The sequence below is a fragment of the Bradyrhizobium cytisi genome, from assembly GCF_008123515.1.
Taxonomy (GTDB): domain Bacteria; phylum Pseudomonadota; class Alphaproteobacteria; order Rhizobiales; family Xanthobacteraceae; genus Bradyrhizobium; species Bradyrhizobium cytisi.
In genome coordinates, this window is the sequence record NZ_VSSR01000069.1 from 1 (window position 1) to 16,406 (window position 16,406).

The 16,406-nt window shown below is 63.9% G+C and carries 17 protein-coding genes; 4 read left to right on the forward strand and 13 right to left on the reverse strand.

Going from position 1 to position 16,406, the window contains the following annotated elements:
* Positions 1-134 precede the first annotated feature (134 nt).
* Together FXB38_RS33565 and FXB38_RS33570 are read right to left on the reverse strand one after the other, a co-directional pair.
* Positions 135-509, reverse strand: coding sequence for a CsbD family protein (locus tag FXB38_RS33565; RefSeq protein WP_148755231.1), 375 nt, complete (start codon positions 507-509; stop codon positions 135-137).
* Positions 510-572: 63 nt separating this feature from the next.
* Complete coding sequence (locus tag FXB38_RS33570; protein ID WP_148755232.1) at positions 573-1,310, reverse strand: SDR family NAD(P)-dependent oxidoreductase; 738 nt, start codon at positions 1,308-1,310, stop codon at positions 573-575.
* 236 nt (positions 1,311-1,546) lie between these two features.
* On the opposite strand from FXB38_RS33570, the gene FXB38_RS33575 reads away from it, so the two are divergent.
* Positions 1,547-2,434 carry a TauD/TfdA dioxygenase family protein gene (locus FXB38_RS33575; RefSeq protein ID WP_148755233.1) on the forward strand — a complete coding sequence of 296 codons (888 nt, stop codon included), beginning with the start codon at positions 1,547-1,549 and terminating at the stop codon, positions 2,432-2,434.
* Positions 2,435-2,571: 137 nt separating this feature from the next.
* Here FXB38_RS33575 and FXB38_RS33585 read toward each other — a convergent pair whose 3' ends face one another.
* Positions 2,572-3,216 carry a YqgE/AlgH family protein gene (locus FXB38_RS33585; protein ID WP_148755234.1) on the reverse strand — a complete coding sequence of 215 codons (645 nt, stop codon included), beginning with the start codon at positions 3,214-3,216 and terminating at the stop codon, positions 2,572-2,574.
* Between the two features lie 142 nt (positions 3,217-3,358).
* Between FXB38_RS33585 and FXB38_RS33590 the strand changes: the two genes are divergently transcribed.
* From FXB38_RS33590 to FXB38_RS33600, 3 genes are all read left to right on the forward strand, one after another.
* Complete coding sequence (locus tag FXB38_RS33590; RefSeq protein WP_148755235.1) at positions 3,359-4,198, forward strand: protein-disulfide reductase DsbD domain-containing protein; 840 nt, start codon at positions 3,359-3,361, stop codon at positions 4,196-4,198.
* 163 nt (positions 4,199-4,361) lie between these two features.
* Positions 4,362-5,729 carry an oligosaccharide flippase family protein gene (locus tag FXB38_RS33595; protein ID WP_430640204.1) on the forward strand — a complete coding sequence of 456 codons (1,368 nt, stop codon included), beginning with the start codon at positions 4,362-4,364 and terminating at the stop codon, positions 5,727-5,729.
* A 197-nt stretch (positions 5,730-5,926) separates the two neighbouring features.
* Complete coding sequence (locus FXB38_RS33600; protein WP_148755237.1) at positions 5,927-6,751, forward strand: sulfite exporter TauE/SafE family protein; 825 nt, start codon at positions 5,927-5,929, stop codon at positions 6,749-6,751.
* 173 nt (positions 6,752-6,924) lie between these two features.
* Here the strand turns inward: FXB38_RS33600 and FXB38_RS33605 are convergent, their stop codons facing one another.
* The 10 genes from FXB38_RS33605 to FXB38_RS33650 form a co-directional block, all read right to left on the reverse strand.
* A complete protein-coding gene (locus tag FXB38_RS33605) occupies positions 6,925-7,713 on the reverse strand; it encodes a 3-hydroxybutyrate dehydrogenase (RefSeq protein ID WP_148755238.1) in 789 nt (262 codons plus the stop codon).
* A gap of 1 nt (position 7,714) precedes the next feature.
* Positions 7,715-8,890, reverse strand: a complete 1,176-nt coding sequence (locus FXB38_RS33610) for a DUF3734 domain-containing protein (RefSeq protein ID WP_148755239.1) — start codon at positions 8,888-8,890, stop codon at positions 7,715-7,717.
* Positions 8,891-8,968: 78 nt separating this feature from the next.
* Positions 8,969-9,472, reverse strand: a complete 504-nt coding sequence (locus tag FXB38_RS33615; protein ID WP_148755240.1) for a CAP domain-containing protein — start codon at positions 9,470-9,472, stop codon at positions 8,969-8,971.
* 91 nt (positions 9,473-9,563) lie between these two features.
* Positions 9,564-10,601 (reverse strand): sulfate/molybdate ABC transporter ATP-binding protein, encoded by a 1,038-nt coding sequence (locus FXB38_RS33620; RefSeq protein WP_148755241.1) that lies wholly within the window; start codon positions 10,599-10,601, stop codon positions 9,564-9,566.
* A complete protein-coding gene (gene cysW / locus FXB38_RS33625) occupies positions 10,591-11,502 on the reverse strand; it encodes a sulfate ABC transporter permease subunit CysW (RefSeq protein WP_148755242.1) in 912 nt (303 codons plus the stop codon). The genes FXB38_RS33620 and cysW overlap by 11 nt, the downstream gene beginning before the upstream one ends.
* Before the next feature lie 11 nt (positions 11,503-11,513).
* Entirely contained in the window at positions 11,514-12,350 is an 837-nt protein-coding gene (gene cysT / locus FXB38_RS33630) for a sulfate ABC transporter permease subunit CysT (protein WP_187435321.1), read from the reverse strand.
* Between the two features lie 36 nt (positions 12,351-12,386).
* Positions 12,387-13,388, reverse strand: coding sequence for a sulfate ABC transporter substrate-binding protein (locus FXB38_RS33635; RefSeq protein ID WP_187435322.1), 1,002 nt, complete (start codon positions 13,386-13,388; stop codon positions 12,387-12,389).
* Between the two features lie 124 nt (positions 13,389-13,512).
* Positions 13,513-14,235 carry a phosphoadenylyl-sulfate reductase gene (locus tag FXB38_RS33640; RefSeq protein ID WP_430640205.1) on the reverse strand — a complete coding sequence of 241 codons (723 nt, stop codon included), beginning with the start codon at positions 14,233-14,235 and terminating at the stop codon, positions 13,513-13,515.
* A gap of 5 nt (positions 14,236-14,240) precedes the next feature.
* Positions 14,241-14,756: a DUF934 domain-containing protein gene (locus tag FXB38_RS33645; protein WP_148755246.1), complete on the reverse strand. Its 516-nt coding sequence runs from the start codon at positions 14,754-14,756 to the stop codon at positions 14,241-14,243.
* Positions 14,743-16,398, reverse strand: a complete 1,656-nt coding sequence (locus FXB38_RS33650; RefSeq protein ID WP_148755247.1) for a nitrite/sulfite reductase — start codon at positions 16,396-16,398, stop codon at positions 14,743-14,745. The genes FXB38_RS33645 and FXB38_RS33650 overlap by 14 nt, the downstream gene beginning before the upstream one ends.
* Positions 16,399-16,406: the final 8 nt, after the last annotated feature.

Below are 16,406 nucleotides of genomic sequence, written 5' to 3' on the forward strand. Positions count from 1 at the left end.
TCAGATGGGCGAACGCTCTAGTCGCTGTCATTCCGGCACGCTGCTTGGCGCGAACCCGGAATCCATCGTGCCACAATCAATGTCGATACATGGATTCCGGGCTCGCGCCCAAAGGCGCGCCCCGGAATGCCGGCTCAGCCGTAATAGCGCCAGCGTGGCGGCGGGCGACGGGCGGGACGCGACATCAGCAGCGCGAGCGCGAAGCCGATGCCGCCGGCGACGAGCAGCGCGCCGAGCGGGTTGTCGTGCACCTTCTGCGCGATCGCCTGCGAGCCATCGCGGAACGTGTCCTGGCCTGCTTCATAGGCCTCCTTGGCGTAGTTCGCGGCGGTGTCCGTAGCATCGCGCGCCGCATCTTTCGCCTGACCGTACAGGTTCTGCACGGTGCCGGCGGCCTCGCGCGCATTCCCTGAAGCCTGGGTCTTCGCGTCTCCGGCCATCTCGCCCACAGTGCCTTCCACGCCGCCCGCCATTTCCTTGGCTGATCCGATAATCCGATCCGCGTCCATGATAATCCTCCTCGGTGATCAGCCGGAGTAACCGATCAGAAGCAACGCGGTTCCGTTGCATGCCTAAAGAATGAGCCCGCCATCGACGACCAGTGTCTGGCCGATCATGTACGACGACAATGGCGACGCCAGGAACAGCGCCGCCCCTGCCATGTCGGCCGGCGTGCCCAATCGCCGCAGCGGAATGCGCGCCAGCGCGCCTTCGAGCCGCTTGGGATTGTCGGTCGTCACCTTCGTCATCTTGGTGTCGACGAGACCGGGCGCGATGCCGTTGACGCGGATGCCGTCCTCGGCCCAGGCCTCGCCCAGCGTCCGCGTCAATCCGACCGCGCCGGTCTTCGACGCGTTGTAGGCTGGATTGCCCATGGTGGAATGATAGGCCGCTGTCGACGACACCATGATCAACGCGCCCTTCGCATCCCGCAACATGGAATGAAATCGCGTCGCGCACGCCATCAGGCTCATCAGGTTGATCTCGACGACCGTGCGAAAGCCCGCCATCTCGAACTCGCCGCGGCGATAGATCACCGCACCTTGCGCGAGCACCAGAATATCGAGCCGGTCGAACGACGGCTTGAACGCTTCGATCGCGCTCGCATTACTGACGTCGAGCTGCGCGTAAGCAAGACCGGTGAGATCGGAGCCTTCCTCCGCCGAATATTCCGTGGGCCGAGCACGCGTGCCGCACACCGCAACATGCGCGCCCCTCGCGCGAAAAGCTTGCGCGATGCCGTTGCCGATTCCGCTTGAACCGCCGACGACAAGAACCTGCTTGCCTGAGAAATCGAGCTCGTTCGCCATCGCGGCCTCCCCTTTTGTTTTGCTCGTTTGACCTGTCTGCGGATCGATGCAAGCCTTGTCGATCTCGGAACAAGAAACAAGAGCCCAACGCCGGCGCCGTGATCCCGGTTGACGGCGGGTTGATGGCGCGGAACGCGTAAGAGCCATGCACGCCCGGCGTTGACATCAACCGGCCTCGGAGTAGCTTTTTCATCGACAGAGCGGGCCAACCGCTCGCGGTTCGCGGGAGAGACGCCATGACGATCGCCATCCGGCAGCTTCAGAAGCATTTCGTCGGCGAGGTTTCCGGCCTCGACCTGCGACAGCCTCTCACACCGGATGAGGCCCGCGAGGTCGAGGCCGCCATGGACAAATACGCGGTGCTGGTCTTCCACGACCAGGACATCAACGACGAGCAGCAGATGGCCTTCGCGCTCAACTTCGGTCAACGCGAGGATGCACGCGGCGGCACGGTGACGAAGGAAAAAGACTACCGGCTGCAATCCGGCCTCAACGACGTCTCCAATCTCGGCAAGGACGGCAAGCCGCTGGCAAAAGACAGCCGCGCGCACCTGTTCAATCTCGGCAACTGCCTGTGGCATTCGGACAGCTCGTTCCGCCCGATCCCGGCCAAATTCTCGCTGCTGTCGGCGCGCGTGGTGAACCCGAAGGGCGGCAACACCGAATTCGCCGACATGCGCGCGGCCTACGACGCGCTCGACGACGAAACCAAGGCCGAGATCGACGACCTCGTCTGCGAGCACTCGCTGATGTACTCGCGCGGATCGCTCGGCTTCACCGAATATACCGACGACGAGAAAGCGATGTTCAAGCCGGTGCTGCAGCGGCTGGTGCGGACCCATCCCGTGCATCGCCGCAAGTCGCTGTATCTCTCATCGCATGCCGGCAAGATCGTCAGCATGAGCGTGCCGGAGGGACGGCTGTTGCTGCGCGATCTCAACGAGCACGCGACGCAAGCAGAATTCGTCCACGTCCACAAATGGAAGCTGCATGATCTCGTGATGTGGGACAACCGCCAGACTATGCACCGCGTCCGCCGTTACGACCAGTCGCAGCCGCGCGACATGCGCCGCGCGACGGTGGCGGGGACCGAGCCGACGGTGCAGCAGCAGGCGGCGGAGTAGGCGCGTTACTCACCGCCGGACGTGGTCATCGCCCGGCTTGACCGGGCGATCCAGTACTCCGAGACGGTTGCGAGAATCGATAGGCCGCGGCGTGCTGGATGCCCCGCCTTCGCGGGGCATGACAGCGGAGAATGAGGCTACGCGTGCCCGGCCTCGTTCGACAGCATGCCGGGATCGATGCCGATCTTGCGCAAGGCGCGGCCGTATTTCTCGTCGACGTCGTCGCCGAAGATCAGATCCGCATCCGCGTCGCAGTGCAGCCAGCCATTGCTCTGGATCTCGGTCTCGAGCTGGCCCGGCGCCCAGCCAGCGTAGCCGAGCGCGAGGATGGCGTGCTTGGGGCCGGAGCCATTGGCGATCGCGCGCAGGATGTCGACGGTCGCGGTGAGGCAGACGCCGTCATCGATCCGCAGCGTCGCGTGCTCGATGTAGAAGTCGCTGGAATGCAGCACGAAGCCGCGGCCGGTGTCGACCGGGCCGCCGGCCAGCACCTTCATGCTTTCGGCATTTTGCGGCAGCTTGATGTGCTCGCCCTTCTTGACGATGCCGAGCTGCTCCAGCAGCTCCGGGAAATCGATGCTGCCGGCCGGATGATTGACGATGATGCCCATCGCACCCTCGGCCGAATGCGCACAAAGGTAAATCACCGAGCGCTCGAAGCGGGAGTCGCCCATGACAGGCATCGCGATCAGGAGCCGGCCGTCGAGATAGCCGGCCGAATTGGGGGGCGCAGGGCCCGCCCCGCGGGTGCTTTCGCCCGTCCTCTTGCCTGTGGGAGCCATGGATAAAGCACTCCGGGTTCAATTCCTATCCTGATGTCGGGCCGACCTGCTGTCAAATCAAGGCTTGCAGAGACTTGAATCAAGTGCATCCATCACAAGCAATTCAATGGTTTGCCCCGGAACGACCCTGTAAAGACGTGCCATGCTGACAAGAGTTCCCCTGCATGCGGCGATTGGCGTCGCGACAACCTTGCTTGCGTCGTCGCTGGCGATGGGTGCCCATGCCGGCGATGCTTCACCGTGGCAGCGCGACGGCCATTCCGCGGTGCGGTTGCTCGCGGGATCGCGCAGCGGCGCGGTCCTGCTCGGCGGTATCGCTTTCCAGCTCCAGCCCGGCTGGAAGACCTATTGGCGCATGCCGGGCGATTCCGGCGTGCCGCCGCGGTTCGACTTCTCCAAGTCGGACAATGTCGAAACGGTGACCGTGATGTGGCCGGCGCCGCTGAAGTTCGACGACGGTGCGGGCGGCCATTCGATCGGCTATCACGACCAGATCGTGCTGCCCTTGCGCATCGTCGCCAAGGCCGCCGACAAGCCGGTGACGCTGCGCGCCGAGATCAACTACGCGGTCTGCGAAAAGCTCTGCATTCCCGTCGAGGCCAATGTCGAGCTCGGCTTCAACAACGTCGCCTCGACCGAGGATGCCAATCTGCGCGCGGCACTCGACACCGTGCCGAAGCCCGCCACGATCGGCGATGCCAATCCGCTGACCATCCGCGACGTCAAGCGCGACGGTCCCAAGAACGTAATGGTCGACGTCGTTGCGCCGGAGAACAGCAACGTCAATCTGTTCGTGGAAGGGCCGACGCCCGAATGGTCGTTGCCCATTCCTGATCCGGTCGCGCACAGCCCGCCCGGCGTGAAGCGATTTTCCTTCGAGCTCGACGGCTTGCCACCGGGCGCCAAGCCCGACGGTGCAGCGTTGAAGTTCACGCTGGTGGGGGCGGAGAAATCCTACGAGTTCAATACGAAGTTGGAGTGAGTCTGAGCTGTCGTCCCGGACAAGCGCGCCTCAAGCGCGTGCAGATCCGGAACGACATCGAGGATGGGACGCACACCCAACCGAATCTTAACGATTCCTTGCTAATCCCAGGGACCACCGCATCAAGCCTGCCGGAGCATGCGGGACGCCCGGGGATCTCGACGTGGCCGTGATGGATGCAGAACCCGCAACGACCGGATCGGCCGGGCTGATCGCGCGGCTGCGCGCCAGGCTGACGGGCGGCTCGAGCGAAGCGTCGCTGACGCGGCGGCTGGCCGGCACCATCTTCATCATACGCGTCATCAGCGCGGGCCTCGCCTTTTTCTCGCAGGTGCTGCTCGCACGCTGGATGGGGACCTCCGACTACGGCATCTATGTCTATGTCTGGACCTGGGTGCTGCTGCTCGGCAGCATGATGGATTTCGGCATCTCGGCTTCCGCGCAAAAGATCATTCCCGAATATCGCGCCAGCGGGGACCATGCGCTATTGCGCGGCTTTCTCTCCGGCAGTCGCTGGCTCACCTTCGCCGTCTCCACGCTGGTCTCGCTCGGCCTTGCCGGAATTGTCAAACTGATGTCGCCGTGGATCGATCCGGCCGAAGAGCTGCCGCTCTATATCGGTTGCATGACGCTGCCAGCCTTCGTCGTCGCCAACACCCAGGACGGCATCGCGCGATCGCACGACTGGATGCAGCTTGGGCTGATGCCGCAATTCATCATCCGCCAGGCGCTGATCATCGGCATCACGGCCTGCGCCTTCCTGCTCGGCTATCATCTCGGCGCGATCGCCGCGATGGTGGCGAGCGCCGGCGCCGTGTGGATCGCGATGACCGGGCAGATGGTGGTGCTGAACCGCGCGCTCGCCGATCACGTCGCGCCCGGCCCCAAGGCCTATGACATCAGCGGCTGGCTCGCGGTCTCGCTGCCGATCCTGCTGGTCGAAAGCTTCTACCTGCTCTTGTCCTACACCGACGTGCTGGTGCTGCAGCAGTTCCGCCCGTCCGACGAGGTCGGCGTCTACTTTGCCGTGGTGAAGACGCTGGCGCTGGTGTCCTTTATCCACTACGCGATGTCGGCAACGACGGCGCATCGCTTCGCCGAATACAATGCGCTCGGCGACAAGGCGCGGCTGTCGGCCTATGTCGCGCACGCCATCAACTGGACGTTCTGGCCGTCGCTGGCGGCGACCGCCGTGCTGCTGGCGCTGGGCAAGCCGCTGCTCTGGCTGTTCGGGCCACAATTCGTGGTCGGCTACGACATCATGTTCGTCGCCGCGATCGGCCTCGTGGTGCGCGCCGCGATCGGCCCGGTTGAGCGCCTGCTCAACATGCTCGGGCAACAGAAGATCTGCGCGCTGGCCTACGCGCTGGCCTTCGCAATGAATGTCGTGCTCTGCATCGCGCTGGTGCCGCGCTTCGGCGGCCACGGCGCCGCGGCCGCGACCTCGATCTCCCTCACCTTCGAGACCGTGCTGCTGTTCTGGATCGTGCGGCAGCGCCTGGGGCTGCACGTGCTGGCGTTTGGTAAATAGGTACGACGCGCTCGTCCTGGGCCGCCCCCTCGGGGAATGGCTGTTTCGCAACGACCCCAAGGACAGCGCGAAACACCTGCCGATTTCCAGCTCGGAGCACAATTTTTCTTATTCCACCCAAGCAGTTGCGCCCTGGGGGAAATTTATTCTACGTCGTATTGCCCAACTGACGAGATAAATCTAGATTCCCCCAGACCATGATTGACCCGCTTTACGTCGCCTCGGGATTCGGCGTCGGCCTGCTTGTCGGGCTGACCGGCGTGGGAGGCGGCTCGTTGATGACGCCGCTGCTGATCCTGCTGTTCGGCATCCACCCGACCACCGCCGTCGGCACCGACCTGCTCTATGCCGCCGCCACCAAGACCGGCGGCAGCGTGGTGCATGGCTGGTCGCGCAGCGTGCACTGGCCGGCCGTGCTGCGGCTTGCCTGTGGCAGCATCCCGGCGAGCGCATTAACGCTGCTGGTGCTGTGGAAGCTCGATCTCAGGGGCGATGCCGAGCGCAATCTCGTCAATCTGGTGCTGTGCTTTGCGCTAATCCTGACCGCGACATCGCTGATCTTCCGCAAGTCGATCATGGAGCGGTATCGCCGGCGCACGGAGCAGGTCAGCGAGCGCACCACCCTAATTGCGACCGTCGTGACCGGGGTCGTGCTCGGCGTACTGGTCTCGATTTCGTCCGTCGGTGCCGGTGCGGTCGGCGTGACCGTGCTGCTGCTGCTCTACCCGCGCCTGCCGATGGCAACCATCATCGGCTCCGACATCGCGCACGCGGTGCCGCTGACGCTGGTGGCCGGCATCGGACACTGGATGCTCGGTTCGGTCGACTGGGCCTTGATGGGCGTGCTGCTGCTGGGCTCGCTGCCCGGCATCATTCTCGGCAGCTACAGCGCGACGCGCGTGCCGGAGACGGTGTTGCGTGTGGCGCTCGCCAGCGTCCTCGTCGTGGTCGCCGGCAAGATCATGTTCGCGGAGCTGAACCTGCAATCGGCGATCGTGACGGCTTTGGCCTGGAGCCATTGAGGCCAACGCGACGAACGAAAGAACACCATTCCATTCTCGCTGTCATCGCCCGGCCTTATGCGCAATTGCGCATCAGGACCGGGCGATCCAGTACTCCGAGATGGCCGTGATCCAATCGATAGGCCGCGGCGTACTGGATGCCCCGCCTTCGCGGAGCATGACAGTGCGCCGCCTTACTCCGCCGTCCAACCGCCGTCGATCGAGAGGTTCGTGCCGGTGATCTGCGCGGCATCGTCGCTGCACAGGAACAGCGCAAGGGCCGCAACCTGTTCCGACGTCACGAACTCCTTGGTCGGCTGGGCATCGAGCAGCACGTCATTGATGACCTGCTCGCGGGTGAGGTTGCGGGCCTTCATCGTATCCGGAATCTGCTTCTCCACCAGCGGCGTCCAGACATAGCCGGGGCTGATGCAGTTGCAGGTGATCTTGTTGGTCGCGACTTCCAGCGCCACGGTCTTGGTCAGGCCGGCGATGCCGTGCTTGGCCGACACATAGGCCGACTTGAAGGGCGAGGCGACCAGCGAGTGCGCCGACGCGGTGTTGATGATACGGCCCCAGCCCTTCTTCTTCATGCCGGGGACCGCGGCGCGAATGGCGTGGAAGGCCGAGGACAGGTTGATCGCGATGATCTGGTCCCACTTCTCCGGCGGGAATTCCTCGATCGGCGAGACGAACTGGATGCCGGCATTGTTGACGAGGATGTCGACCGAGCCGAAAGACTTCTCGCCGAGCGCGATCATCCCGGCGATCTCGGCCGGCTTGGTCATGTCGGCGGGCGAATAGACCGCCTTCACGCCGAAATCGGACTCGATCTTGGAGCGCTCCTTCTCGATGTCCTCCGGCGAGCCGAACCCGTTGATAACGACATTGGCGCCGGCAGCCGCAAAGGCGCGCGCATAGGCGAGCCCGATGCCGCTGGTCGAACCGGTCACGACGGCGTTCTTGCCTGACAGAGTACCCATATTATTCGCTCCTTTTTGGCGGGGGCGCGGTGACGTCCCCCGTGAGATCGTAGGTCACCATGGTCTCGCCGGACTGCGGCTTCTCGAGCCAGTCCTTGTGGCGCATCGACAGATGCACGTCGCGCACGCCGCTTTCCCAATGCTCGACCATCGCGACATGCGAGAAGTCATAGTCCTTGGACGAGGATTCGTAGTTCTTGCTGCGATAGATCAGGTGCACCACGGTGACGGTGCTCTCGCGCGAGACCTTCGCGAGGAACTCGACGGACGGGTCGTTCTTGAGATAGTCCGGCAACTTGCCGATCAGGTCGCGCACGGCCCTGCGGGCGTTGTGGATCTGCTTGTTCTTGTCGGTGTTCATCCGCGTGCGGCTGGAGAAACGGATGTCCTTCTCGCGCTCGGTGGCCTCGATCAGCGAATTCGGCAGATCGCCGCGCGCGCTGAACAGGTCGACCTGGAAGATCAGCATGTCGCGATCGACCTCGGCATCGAGCACGAAGTCGAGCGGCGTGTTGGAGGCGATGCCGCCGTCCCAATAATGCTCGCCCTCGATCACGACCGACGGAAAGCCCGGCGGCAGCGCGCCGGAGGCCATGATGTGCTCAGGGCCGATTTTCTTGCCGAGCTTCTTGAACTCGTAATTGTCGAAATATTTGAAGTTGCCGGAGCTGACTCCGACGGCCCCGACCGACAGGCGGGTCTTCAGGTCGTTGATGCGGTCGAAGTCGACCAGCCGCTCCAGCGTCTTCTTCAGCGGCGCGGTGTCGTAATAGCTTTCGGCCTGCGGGCTGCCCGGCGGCCAGAGCGGCGCTGGAGGGATGCGCGGTGTGAAGAAGCCGGGCACGCCGAAGGTGGCGATCAGCGCGGCGCTGGTGGAATTGAACAGCTCGCGGCTGTGGTCGCTCTTGCCGATCGGCTTCCACGGCACCGGCGCGGAAACCATCTCCCAGAATTCCTTGAGCCGCTTGACGCGGGTGTGGCCCTCATTGCCGGCGATGATGGCGGCATTGACCGCGCCGATCGAGATGCCGGCAACCCATTCGGGCTCAAAATCGAAATGGCACAGCGCCTGATAGGCGCCGGCCTGATAGGAGCCGAGCGCGCCACCGCCCTGGAGAACCAGGACACGTTGCGCCTTCGCGGGGACTGTTGCGACTTCCGGGCTATGATCGGTCATTCGGGAACATTAGCAGAAGGCGAGCCACCGTGGCGACAGTCTGCCGCGACTTCAATGCATCCCGGGATCAAGTCTGGCTTATCGGGGATCGGTCGACGCCAGGATCATGGTCCAGAACACCTTGTATTTGGTGCCCGGAGCATAGCTCGCCGCTATGCCCAATTTTGTGACACCGCCCTTGAGCATGTTGGCGCGGTGCGGAGGCGAGTCGCGCCAGCCGGAAAACGCTTCCGCCAGTGTATGATAGCCGGCCGAGATGTTCTCGACCGCCACGGTCGCGGGATAGCCGCCGGCGACAAGGCGCTTGGCGAGCGGCGCGCGGACGTCGTGGTCCATCTTGTTGGCTGCAGCCATGGCGTTGGACTGGGATTCGGCGAGCCGCATCAGATCGGGGTCGACGATGACGGTGCCGAGAGCGTTGTTCTGGCGGTACTGCGAGATCATGATCGCGGCCGCCGGCGCATCGAGCTTGGCGCCCGGGACCGACATGTCGGCATACATCGACGGCTGCTGGACCGGCGCTTCATTGCCGGCGCAGCCGGCGACAAGCAAAGTGATGAGAATTGCGGCCGCAGCACGCATGAATCGGGGCCCCCAAATGAGGGGCCGTTGTTGCATACCAACCGTGGCTGAAAGGTGAATTTTGAGGAAAATTCGACCTGTCGGGACCCGCTCAGGTGCCCGCAAATATGCGATAGCGGCGGGGCTCGAGGCTGATCGTGTCGCCGGCGCGCAGTTCCCGGTCGCGGGGAGCGTCGATCTCGATGGTCTCGCCGCCTGACAATGCGACCTCGGCTCGCTGCACGGGGCCGAAATTCCGGACATGCTGAACCGCCCCCTCGAAGGCGCCCGAACCGGGCGGACCGACCAGCATGTCGTGTCGCCGTACGAACAGTTTTGACGCGCCAGGCGCAAGCTCGTCTGCGACAAGCCGCAGCGGCCGGTCGCCGAGCCTGATGACGCCGCCCTCGACCTGGATCGGCAGCTCGATGGATTCGCCGATGAAGCCGTGCACGAAGGCGGTCGCCGGCGTCTCGTAGACGTCGTCGGGCGAGCCGATCTGCTCGATCCTGCCCTTGTCCATCACCACGACGCGGTTGGCGACTTCGAGCGCCTCTTCCTGGTCGTGGGTGACGAAGATCGAGGTGACGTGGATCTCGTGATGCAGCGAGCGCAGCCATTTGCGCAGCTCTTTCCGCACCTTCGCATCGAGCGCGCCGAAGGGCTCGTCGAGCAACAGGATGCGCGGCTCGATCGCAAGCGCGCGGGCGAGCGCGATGCGCTGGCGCTGGCCGCCGGAGAGCTGGCTCGGATAGCGGTCGGCGAGCCAGTCGAGCTGCACGAGATCGAGCAGCTCCTTGACCCGGGCGCGGATCGTCGCATCGTCCTTCCGGACTGCGCGCGGCTGCACGCGCAGGCCGAAGGCGACGTTCTCGAACACGCTCATGTGGCGGAACAGCGCGTAGTGCTGGAATACGAAGCCGACATGGCGCTCGCGCGCGCCCTGCGCCAGCGCATCCTCGCCGTTGAAGGCGACTTCGCCTGAGTCCGGCCAGTCGAGGCCGGCGATGATCCGCAGCAGCGTGGTCTTGCCCGAGCCGGAGGGGCCGAGCAGAGCGAGCAGCTCGCCGTCATTGACCTTGAGGTCGACGCCGTCGAGCGCTGCAAAGCTGCCGAACTTCTTGACGAGATTTTTGACTTCAATGGTCATTGACGTCGTGTCCTTCGTCGAGATGACGTTCGAGAATGGTCTTGGCGATCAGCGTGATCAGCGCCAGCATCGCCAGCAGCGAGGCGATCGCGAACGCGGCGACGAACTGGTACTCGTTGTAGAGAATCTCGACCAGCAGCGGCATGGTGTTGGTCTCGCCGCGGATGTGGCCGGAGACGACGGAGACCGCACCGAACTCGCCCATCGCGCGCGCGTTGCAGAGCAGGACGCCATACAGCACGCCCCATTTGATGTTGGGCAGCGTGACGCGGAAGAAGGTTTGCAAACCGGAGGCGCCGAGCGAGATCGCAGCCTCTTCCTCTTGCGTGCCCTGCTCCTGCATCAACGGGATCAGTGCGCGCGCCACGAACGGGAAGGTCACGAAGGTGGTGGCGAGCGCGATGCCGGGCACCGCGAACAGGATCTGGATGTCGTGATCCCTCAACCAGCCGCCGAAATAGCCTTGCGCGCCGAACAGCAGCACGAAGACGAGGCCGGAGATGACCGGGCTCACCGAGAACGGCAGGTCGATCAGTGTGATCAGGAAGGTTTTTCCTCTAAACTCGAATTTGGCGATCGCCCAGGCGGCGACGAGGCCGAACACGAGGTTGAGGACGACCGAGATCGCCGCGACCAGCAGCGTCAGCTTGATCGCAGCCAGTGCCTCCGGCTCGGCGAGAGCGTCGAAATAGGCCAGAATACCCTTCGAGAAGGCCTGCGCGAACACCAGCACCAGCGGCAGCACGACGAAAACGGAGAGAAATAATATCGCCAGCGTGATGATGGCGATGCGCACCGCCTTGGGCTCGGTGCGGAGATTGTTGCGCGCGGCTGCGGCGTGCGCGCGCGCCTTTGCCTCGGGTGAAGACAGCGAAACGGAATCGGCGATCTGCATCGTCATCGCATCCCGCCTCAATGCACCGGGACCCGGTTCTGCGCCCAGCGCTGCAACCGGTTGACCGCGAAGATGACGACGAAGGAGACGATGAGCATGACGACGGCGATCGCGGTCGCGTCGGCATAGCGGAACTCGGACAGCCGGATCACGATCAAGAGCGGCGCGATCTCGGAGACGTTGGGCAGATTGCCGGCGATGAAGATCACCGAACCGTATTCGCCGACCGCGCGCGCAAAGGCGAGTGCGAGCCCCGTGAGCAGCGCCGGCGCAAGCGAAGGCAGGATCACGCGGATGATGGTCTGCCAGCGGCTGGCGCCGAGGCTACCGGCTGCCTCCTCGATCTCGGGGTCGAGATCCTGCAGCACCGGCTGCACGGTGCGGACCACGAAGGGAATGCCGATGAAGATCATGGCGACGAAGATGCCGAGCGGCGTGAACGCGACCTTGATGCCGAGCGCGGCAAGCGGCGCGCCCAGCCAGCCCTTCTCGGCAAACAGGGAGGTCAGCGCGACACCGGCGACGGCGGTCGGCAAGGCGAACGGCACATCGACGATGGCGTCGAACAGCCGCCGGCCCGGGAAGCGGTACCGCACCAACGCCCAGACGATGATGCTGCCCATCACAAGATTGACGCAGGCCGCCGCAAACGCAAGCCCGAAGGAGACGCGGAGCGCGTTCAGGGTGCGGCGGCTCGAGAGGATGTTCCAGAATTGCTCGGGGCTGAGCTCGAGCGACTTCAGGAACAGCCCCGCGAGCGGAATCAGGATGATGACGGACAGCCAGGTCAGCGTCAGTCCCATCGTGAGACCGAAGCCCGGCAATGTCCGGCGTCGTGCTGCGATTGCGCTCACCAGGCCCCCTGTTCAAACCCCTCCGACAGCGCCCGATCAGTTCTTGTAGATCTGATCGAAGACGCCGCCGTCGGCAAAATGTTCCTTCTGCGCCCTGGTCCAGCCGCCAAACACATCGTCGATCGTGAACAGCTCGACCTTTGCGAAGGAGTTTTCATATTTTTTAGCGATCTCGGGATCGCGCGGACGGTAGAAGTTGCGCGCTGCGATCTCCTGCCCTTCCTTGGTGTACCAGTACTGGAGATAGGCATCGGCGACGTTGCGGGTGCCCTTCTTGTCGGCAACCTTGTCGACGATCGCGACCGGCGGCTCGGCCAGGATCGATTGCGGCGGCGCCACGATCTCGAATTTCTCCGGGCCGAATTCCTTCAGTGCGAGATAGGCCTCGTTCTCCCAGGCCAGCAGCACGTCGCCGACGCCGCGCTCGACGAAGGTCACGGTGGCGCCGCGCGCGCCGGTGTCGAGCACCGGCACCTGCTGATAGAGCTTTCCGATGAAATCCTTGGCCTTGTCGACTGATCCGTATTTCTTCTGCGCGAAGCCCCAAGCCGCCAGATAATTCCAGCGCGCACCGCCCGAGGTCTTCGGGTTCGGCGTGATCACGGCGACGCCCGGCTTGAGCAGATCGTCCCAGTCCCTGATGCCTTTCGGATTGCCCTTGCGCACCAGGAACACGATGGTCGACGTGTAGGGCGATGAATTCTGCGGCAGCCGCTTCTGCCAATCGGCTGCAGTGAGGCCCTTGCCGGCGATGGCGTCGATGTCATAGGCGAGCGCGAGCGTCACCACGTCGGCCTGCAACCCGTCAATCACGGCGCGCGCCTGCGAGCCGCTGCCGCCATGCGACTGCTTGATCTCGACGCTCTTGCCGGTTTCCTTCTGATAGGCGTTCGCGAACGCCTTGTTGAACTCGACATAGAGTTCACGCGTCGGATCATACGACACGTTCAAGAGGTTGATGTCAGCGGCGAGAGCCGAGCTTGCCAAGAATCCTGTCACGAGCAGTCCTGCCGCGAGCGGAACGATACGACGCATCATGTCCATCTCCATTCACCTCGACGACGTCACTGTCGGCGAAGGCATGCAGGCGAAACTCGTGGCGAAACGCGCTCAAGTCAACGGAACCGGATTTTCTTGTTCGCAGCCGGGCAGCTTGCCTGTGCTACGAAGTCTTCATCGTGTGGATGCCGCATTCTGTCTTGGCGCGGCCGCGCCAGCGACCCGCGCGCTCATCCTCGCCCTCGGTCGTTCTGCTGGTGCAAGGCATACACCCAACCGACATGAAACCCGACGCTTGAAGCGGATGCTGCGGCAATTTGGCACGCGCGTAGATGTCCTTGATCTCCTCGCGCGAGACATTGGCAAAAGGATTGAACTTCAGCCGCCCGCCATCCACCTCGACGACCGGAATGTCGGCGCGCACGCCGCCCTGAAACCGCTTGCGGCCATTGATCCACGCTGAAAACGGCTTCAGCGCCCGCGCCAGCGGCTCGACCTTGCGGATACGGCAGCAGGCATCGGGATTGGAGAACCAGAGCTCCTGATCGGGATCGTCCCGCTTCAGCGCCTCCTCCAGCGGCTTGATCGAACGAACATCTCTCAAGCCAAGCTTGGCGATCAGCGTGTCGCGATAGGCAAGCGTCTCCTCGAACAGCCAGCCGGTATCGAGGAAGATCACCGGAATCGCCGGATCGACATCAGCCATCACCTTCAACAGCGCGGCCGACTCCGTCCCGAACGACGACACCACGGCGAGCTGATCGCGGCCGACGGTCTTCAGCGCGGCAGCAATGATTTCGGCCGGAGCGGCGTCGCGCAGCGCGCGGTCGAGCTCATCCGCGGTCGGCAACACCGAGGTCGATTGGGATGCAAATTGAGTGGCCATGGCGTTCACGTACCGACTCCTTCGGAGTGACGCAGCTGCATGCGCCGGTGCAGCGCCGTGATCCGGCCGTCGCCGGTCGGCTGGTAGAACACCGAGTAGCGCTTCGCGGTCTGCATGAAGGCTTCCGCATCCGCCTGCTTCTTGACCTCGAAGGAATCGAAGCCGGCGCGCAGCATGAACACGAACTGGTCGCGCAGGATCTGGCCCGTCGCGCGCAATTCGCTGCGATAATTGTAACGCTCGCGCAGCAGCCGCGCCTGGCTGTAGGCGCGTCCGTCGCGGAAGGTCGGGAACACCAACGCGACGACGGCGACCTTGCCGAGATAAGGCACGAGCTCGGCGATGTCGCGATTGTTCGGCCAGATCACACCGATCTTGCCGCCGCGCTTGAGCAGCGCGTCCGCATCGCCCAGGAACCGCTCGGCGGGCACCAGGATGTCGCCGCTCTCTGGCAGCGGCGTGTCGACGGCCAGCTTGACGAAACTGTCGTCGGCGATTTTTCCGCCGTTAACGAGTGGCATAGACGCGCTCCTTGAAAGGTTCGACGCCGAGGCGCTTCACCGTGTCGATGAACAGCTCTTCGGGCCGCTCGCGCAGCGCGAGATAGGCTTCCACGACGTCTTCGATCACGTCGGCGACCTCGTCGAACTTGACGCCGGGTCCGATCAGATTGCCCAGCGCAGCACCCTCGTCGGCACGACCGCCGATGGTGATCTGGTAAACCTCCTCGCCGTTCTTCTCGACGCCGAGAATGCCGATATGGCCGACGTGGTGGTGACCGCAGGCATTGATGCAGCCCGAGATGTTGATGTGCAGCCGGCCGATCAGATTGGCGAGCTCATGATTGGCAAAGCGCCGTGTCAGCTCCTGCGCGATCGGGATCGAGCGTGCATTGGCCAGCGAGCAATAGTCGAGACCCGGACAGGCGATGATGTCGGTGATCAGATTGACGTTCGGCGTCGCCAGCCCAAGCTTGTCGAGCGCCTTCCACAACGCCGGCAGGTCGCGCTTGGCGACATGGGGCAGCGCCAGGTTCTGCTCGTGGCCGACGCGGATCTCCCCGAAGGAATATTTGTCGGCGAGATCGGCCAGCGCATCCATCTGTACGGCCGTGGCATCGCCCGGAGGCACGCCGATCGGCTTCAGCGAGATCGTGACGATCGAGTAGCCCTGCACCTTGTGCGGCGAGACCGAGTTCTTGCGCCACGCCTCAAAGTCGCCATCGGCCGCGGCCTGGCGCAGCTCGTCCGGCATGTGCGGCAGCTTCTCGTAGTTCGGATAGGTGAAGCGCGAGCGGATGTCCTCGATCACCTCGTCGTCGATCTGGAGCGAGGAGTTACGGATGTGCTGCCACTCCTCCTCGACCTCGCGTGAGAATTTTTCGATGCCGAGCTCGTGCACCAGGATCTTGATGCGCGCCTTGTAGATGTTGTCGCGGCGGCCGTACTGGTTGTAGACGCGCAGGATCGCCTCGATATAGCTGAGGATATCGCGGCCATGGACGAAGTGCTTGATGGTCTTGCCGATGAACGGGGTACGGCCGAGACCGCCGCCGACGAGCACCTCGAAGCCGGTCTCGCCCTTCTCGTTCTTGATCAGCTTCAATCCGATGTCGTGAATCTTGATCGCGGCACGATCATGGTCCGACGCGGTGATCGCGATCTTGAACTTGCGTGGCAGGAACGAGAATTCCGGATGCAGCGTGGTGTGCTGGCGGATCAGCTCCGACCAGATGCGCGGGTCCTCGATCTCGCCGGGCGCGACGCCGGCCCACTGGTCCGAGGTGACGTTGCGCATGTTGTTGCCGGAGGTCTGCATCGCATGGATGCCGACCTCGGCGAGATCGGCGAGCGCATCCGGCAGCTCGGCGAGCTTGATCCAGTTGAACTGGATGTTCTGCCGCGTGGTGAAGTGGCCGTAGCCCCGGTCGTACTTGCGCGCGACATGAGCCAGCGCCCGCAGCTGGTTCGTCGCCAGCGTGCCGTAAGGAATGGCGACGCGGAACATATAGGCGTGCAGTTGCAGATAGACGCCGTTCTGGAGCCGCAGGATCTTGAACTCATCCTCGGTCAGCTCGCCCGAGAGGCGGCGCTTCACCTGGTCGCGGAACTCCGAGACGCGCTCGTTGACGAGCGTGCGGTCGATTTCGTCGTAAGCGTACATAAGAGAAT

Excerpts from the sequence above, each read along its gene's own strand:
- FXB38_RS33615 (WP_148755240.1), bottom strand. The coding sequence starts at position 9,472 with ATGCGTGCTGCGGCCGCAATTCTCATCACTTTGCTTGTCGCCGGCTGC.
- FXB38_RS33590 (WP_148755235.1), top strand. The coding sequence starts at position 3,359 with ATGCTGACAAGAGTTCCCCTGCATGCGGCGATTGGCGTCGCGACAACC.
- FXB38_RS33650 (WP_148755247.1), bottom strand. The coding sequence starts at position 16,398 with ATGTACGCTTACGACGAAATCGACCGCACGCTCGTCAACGAGCGCGTC.
- FXB38_RS33645 (WP_148755246.1), bottom strand. The coding sequence starts at position 14,756 with ATGCCACTCGTTAACGGCGGAAAAATCGCCGACGACAGTTTCGTCAAG.
- FXB38_RS33565 (WP_148755231.1), bottom strand. The coding sequence starts at position 509 with ATGGACGCGGATCGGATTATCGGATCAGCCAAGGAAATGGCGGGCGGC.
- FXB38_RS33600 (WP_148755237.1), top strand. The coding sequence starts at position 5,927 with ATGATTGACCCGCTTTACGTCGCCTCGGGATTCGGCGTCGGCCTGCTT.
- FXB38_RS33585 (WP_148755234.1), bottom strand. The coding sequence starts at position 3,216 with ATGGCTCCCACAGGCAAGAGGACGGGCGAAAGCACCCGCGGGGCGGGC.
- FXB38_RS33570 (WP_148755232.1), bottom strand. The coding sequence starts at position 1,310 with ATGGCGAACGAGCTCGATTTCTCAGGCAAGCAGGTTCTTGTCGTCGGC.
- cysW (WP_148755242.1), bottom strand. The coding sequence starts at position 11,502 with ATGACGATGCAGATCGCCGATTCCGTTTCGCTGTCTTCACCCGAGGCA.
- FXB38_RS33610 (WP_148755239.1), bottom strand. The coding sequence starts at position 8,890 with ATGACCGATCATAGCCCGGAAGTCGCAACAGTCCCCGCGAAGGCGCAA.
- FXB38_RS33640 (WP_430640205.1), bottom strand. The coding sequence starts at position 14,235 with ATGGCCACTCAATTTGCATCCCAATCGACCTCGGTGTTGCCGACCGCG.
- FXB38_RS33620 (WP_148755241.1), bottom strand. The coding sequence starts at position 10,601 with ATGACCATTGAAGTCAAAAATCTCGTCAAGAAGTTCGGCAGCTTTGCA.
- FXB38_RS33575 (WP_148755233.1), top strand. The coding sequence starts at position 1,547 with ATGACGATCGCCATCCGGCAGCTTCAGAAGCATTTCGTCGGCGAGGTT.
- FXB38_RS33635 (WP_187435322.1), bottom strand. The coding sequence starts at position 13,388 with ATGATGCGTCGTATCGTTCCGCTCGCGGCAGGACTGCTCGTGACAGGA.
- FXB38_RS33605 (WP_148755238.1), bottom strand. The coding sequence starts at position 7,713 with ATGGGTACTCTGTCAGGCAAGAACGCCGTCGTGACCGGTTCGACCAGC.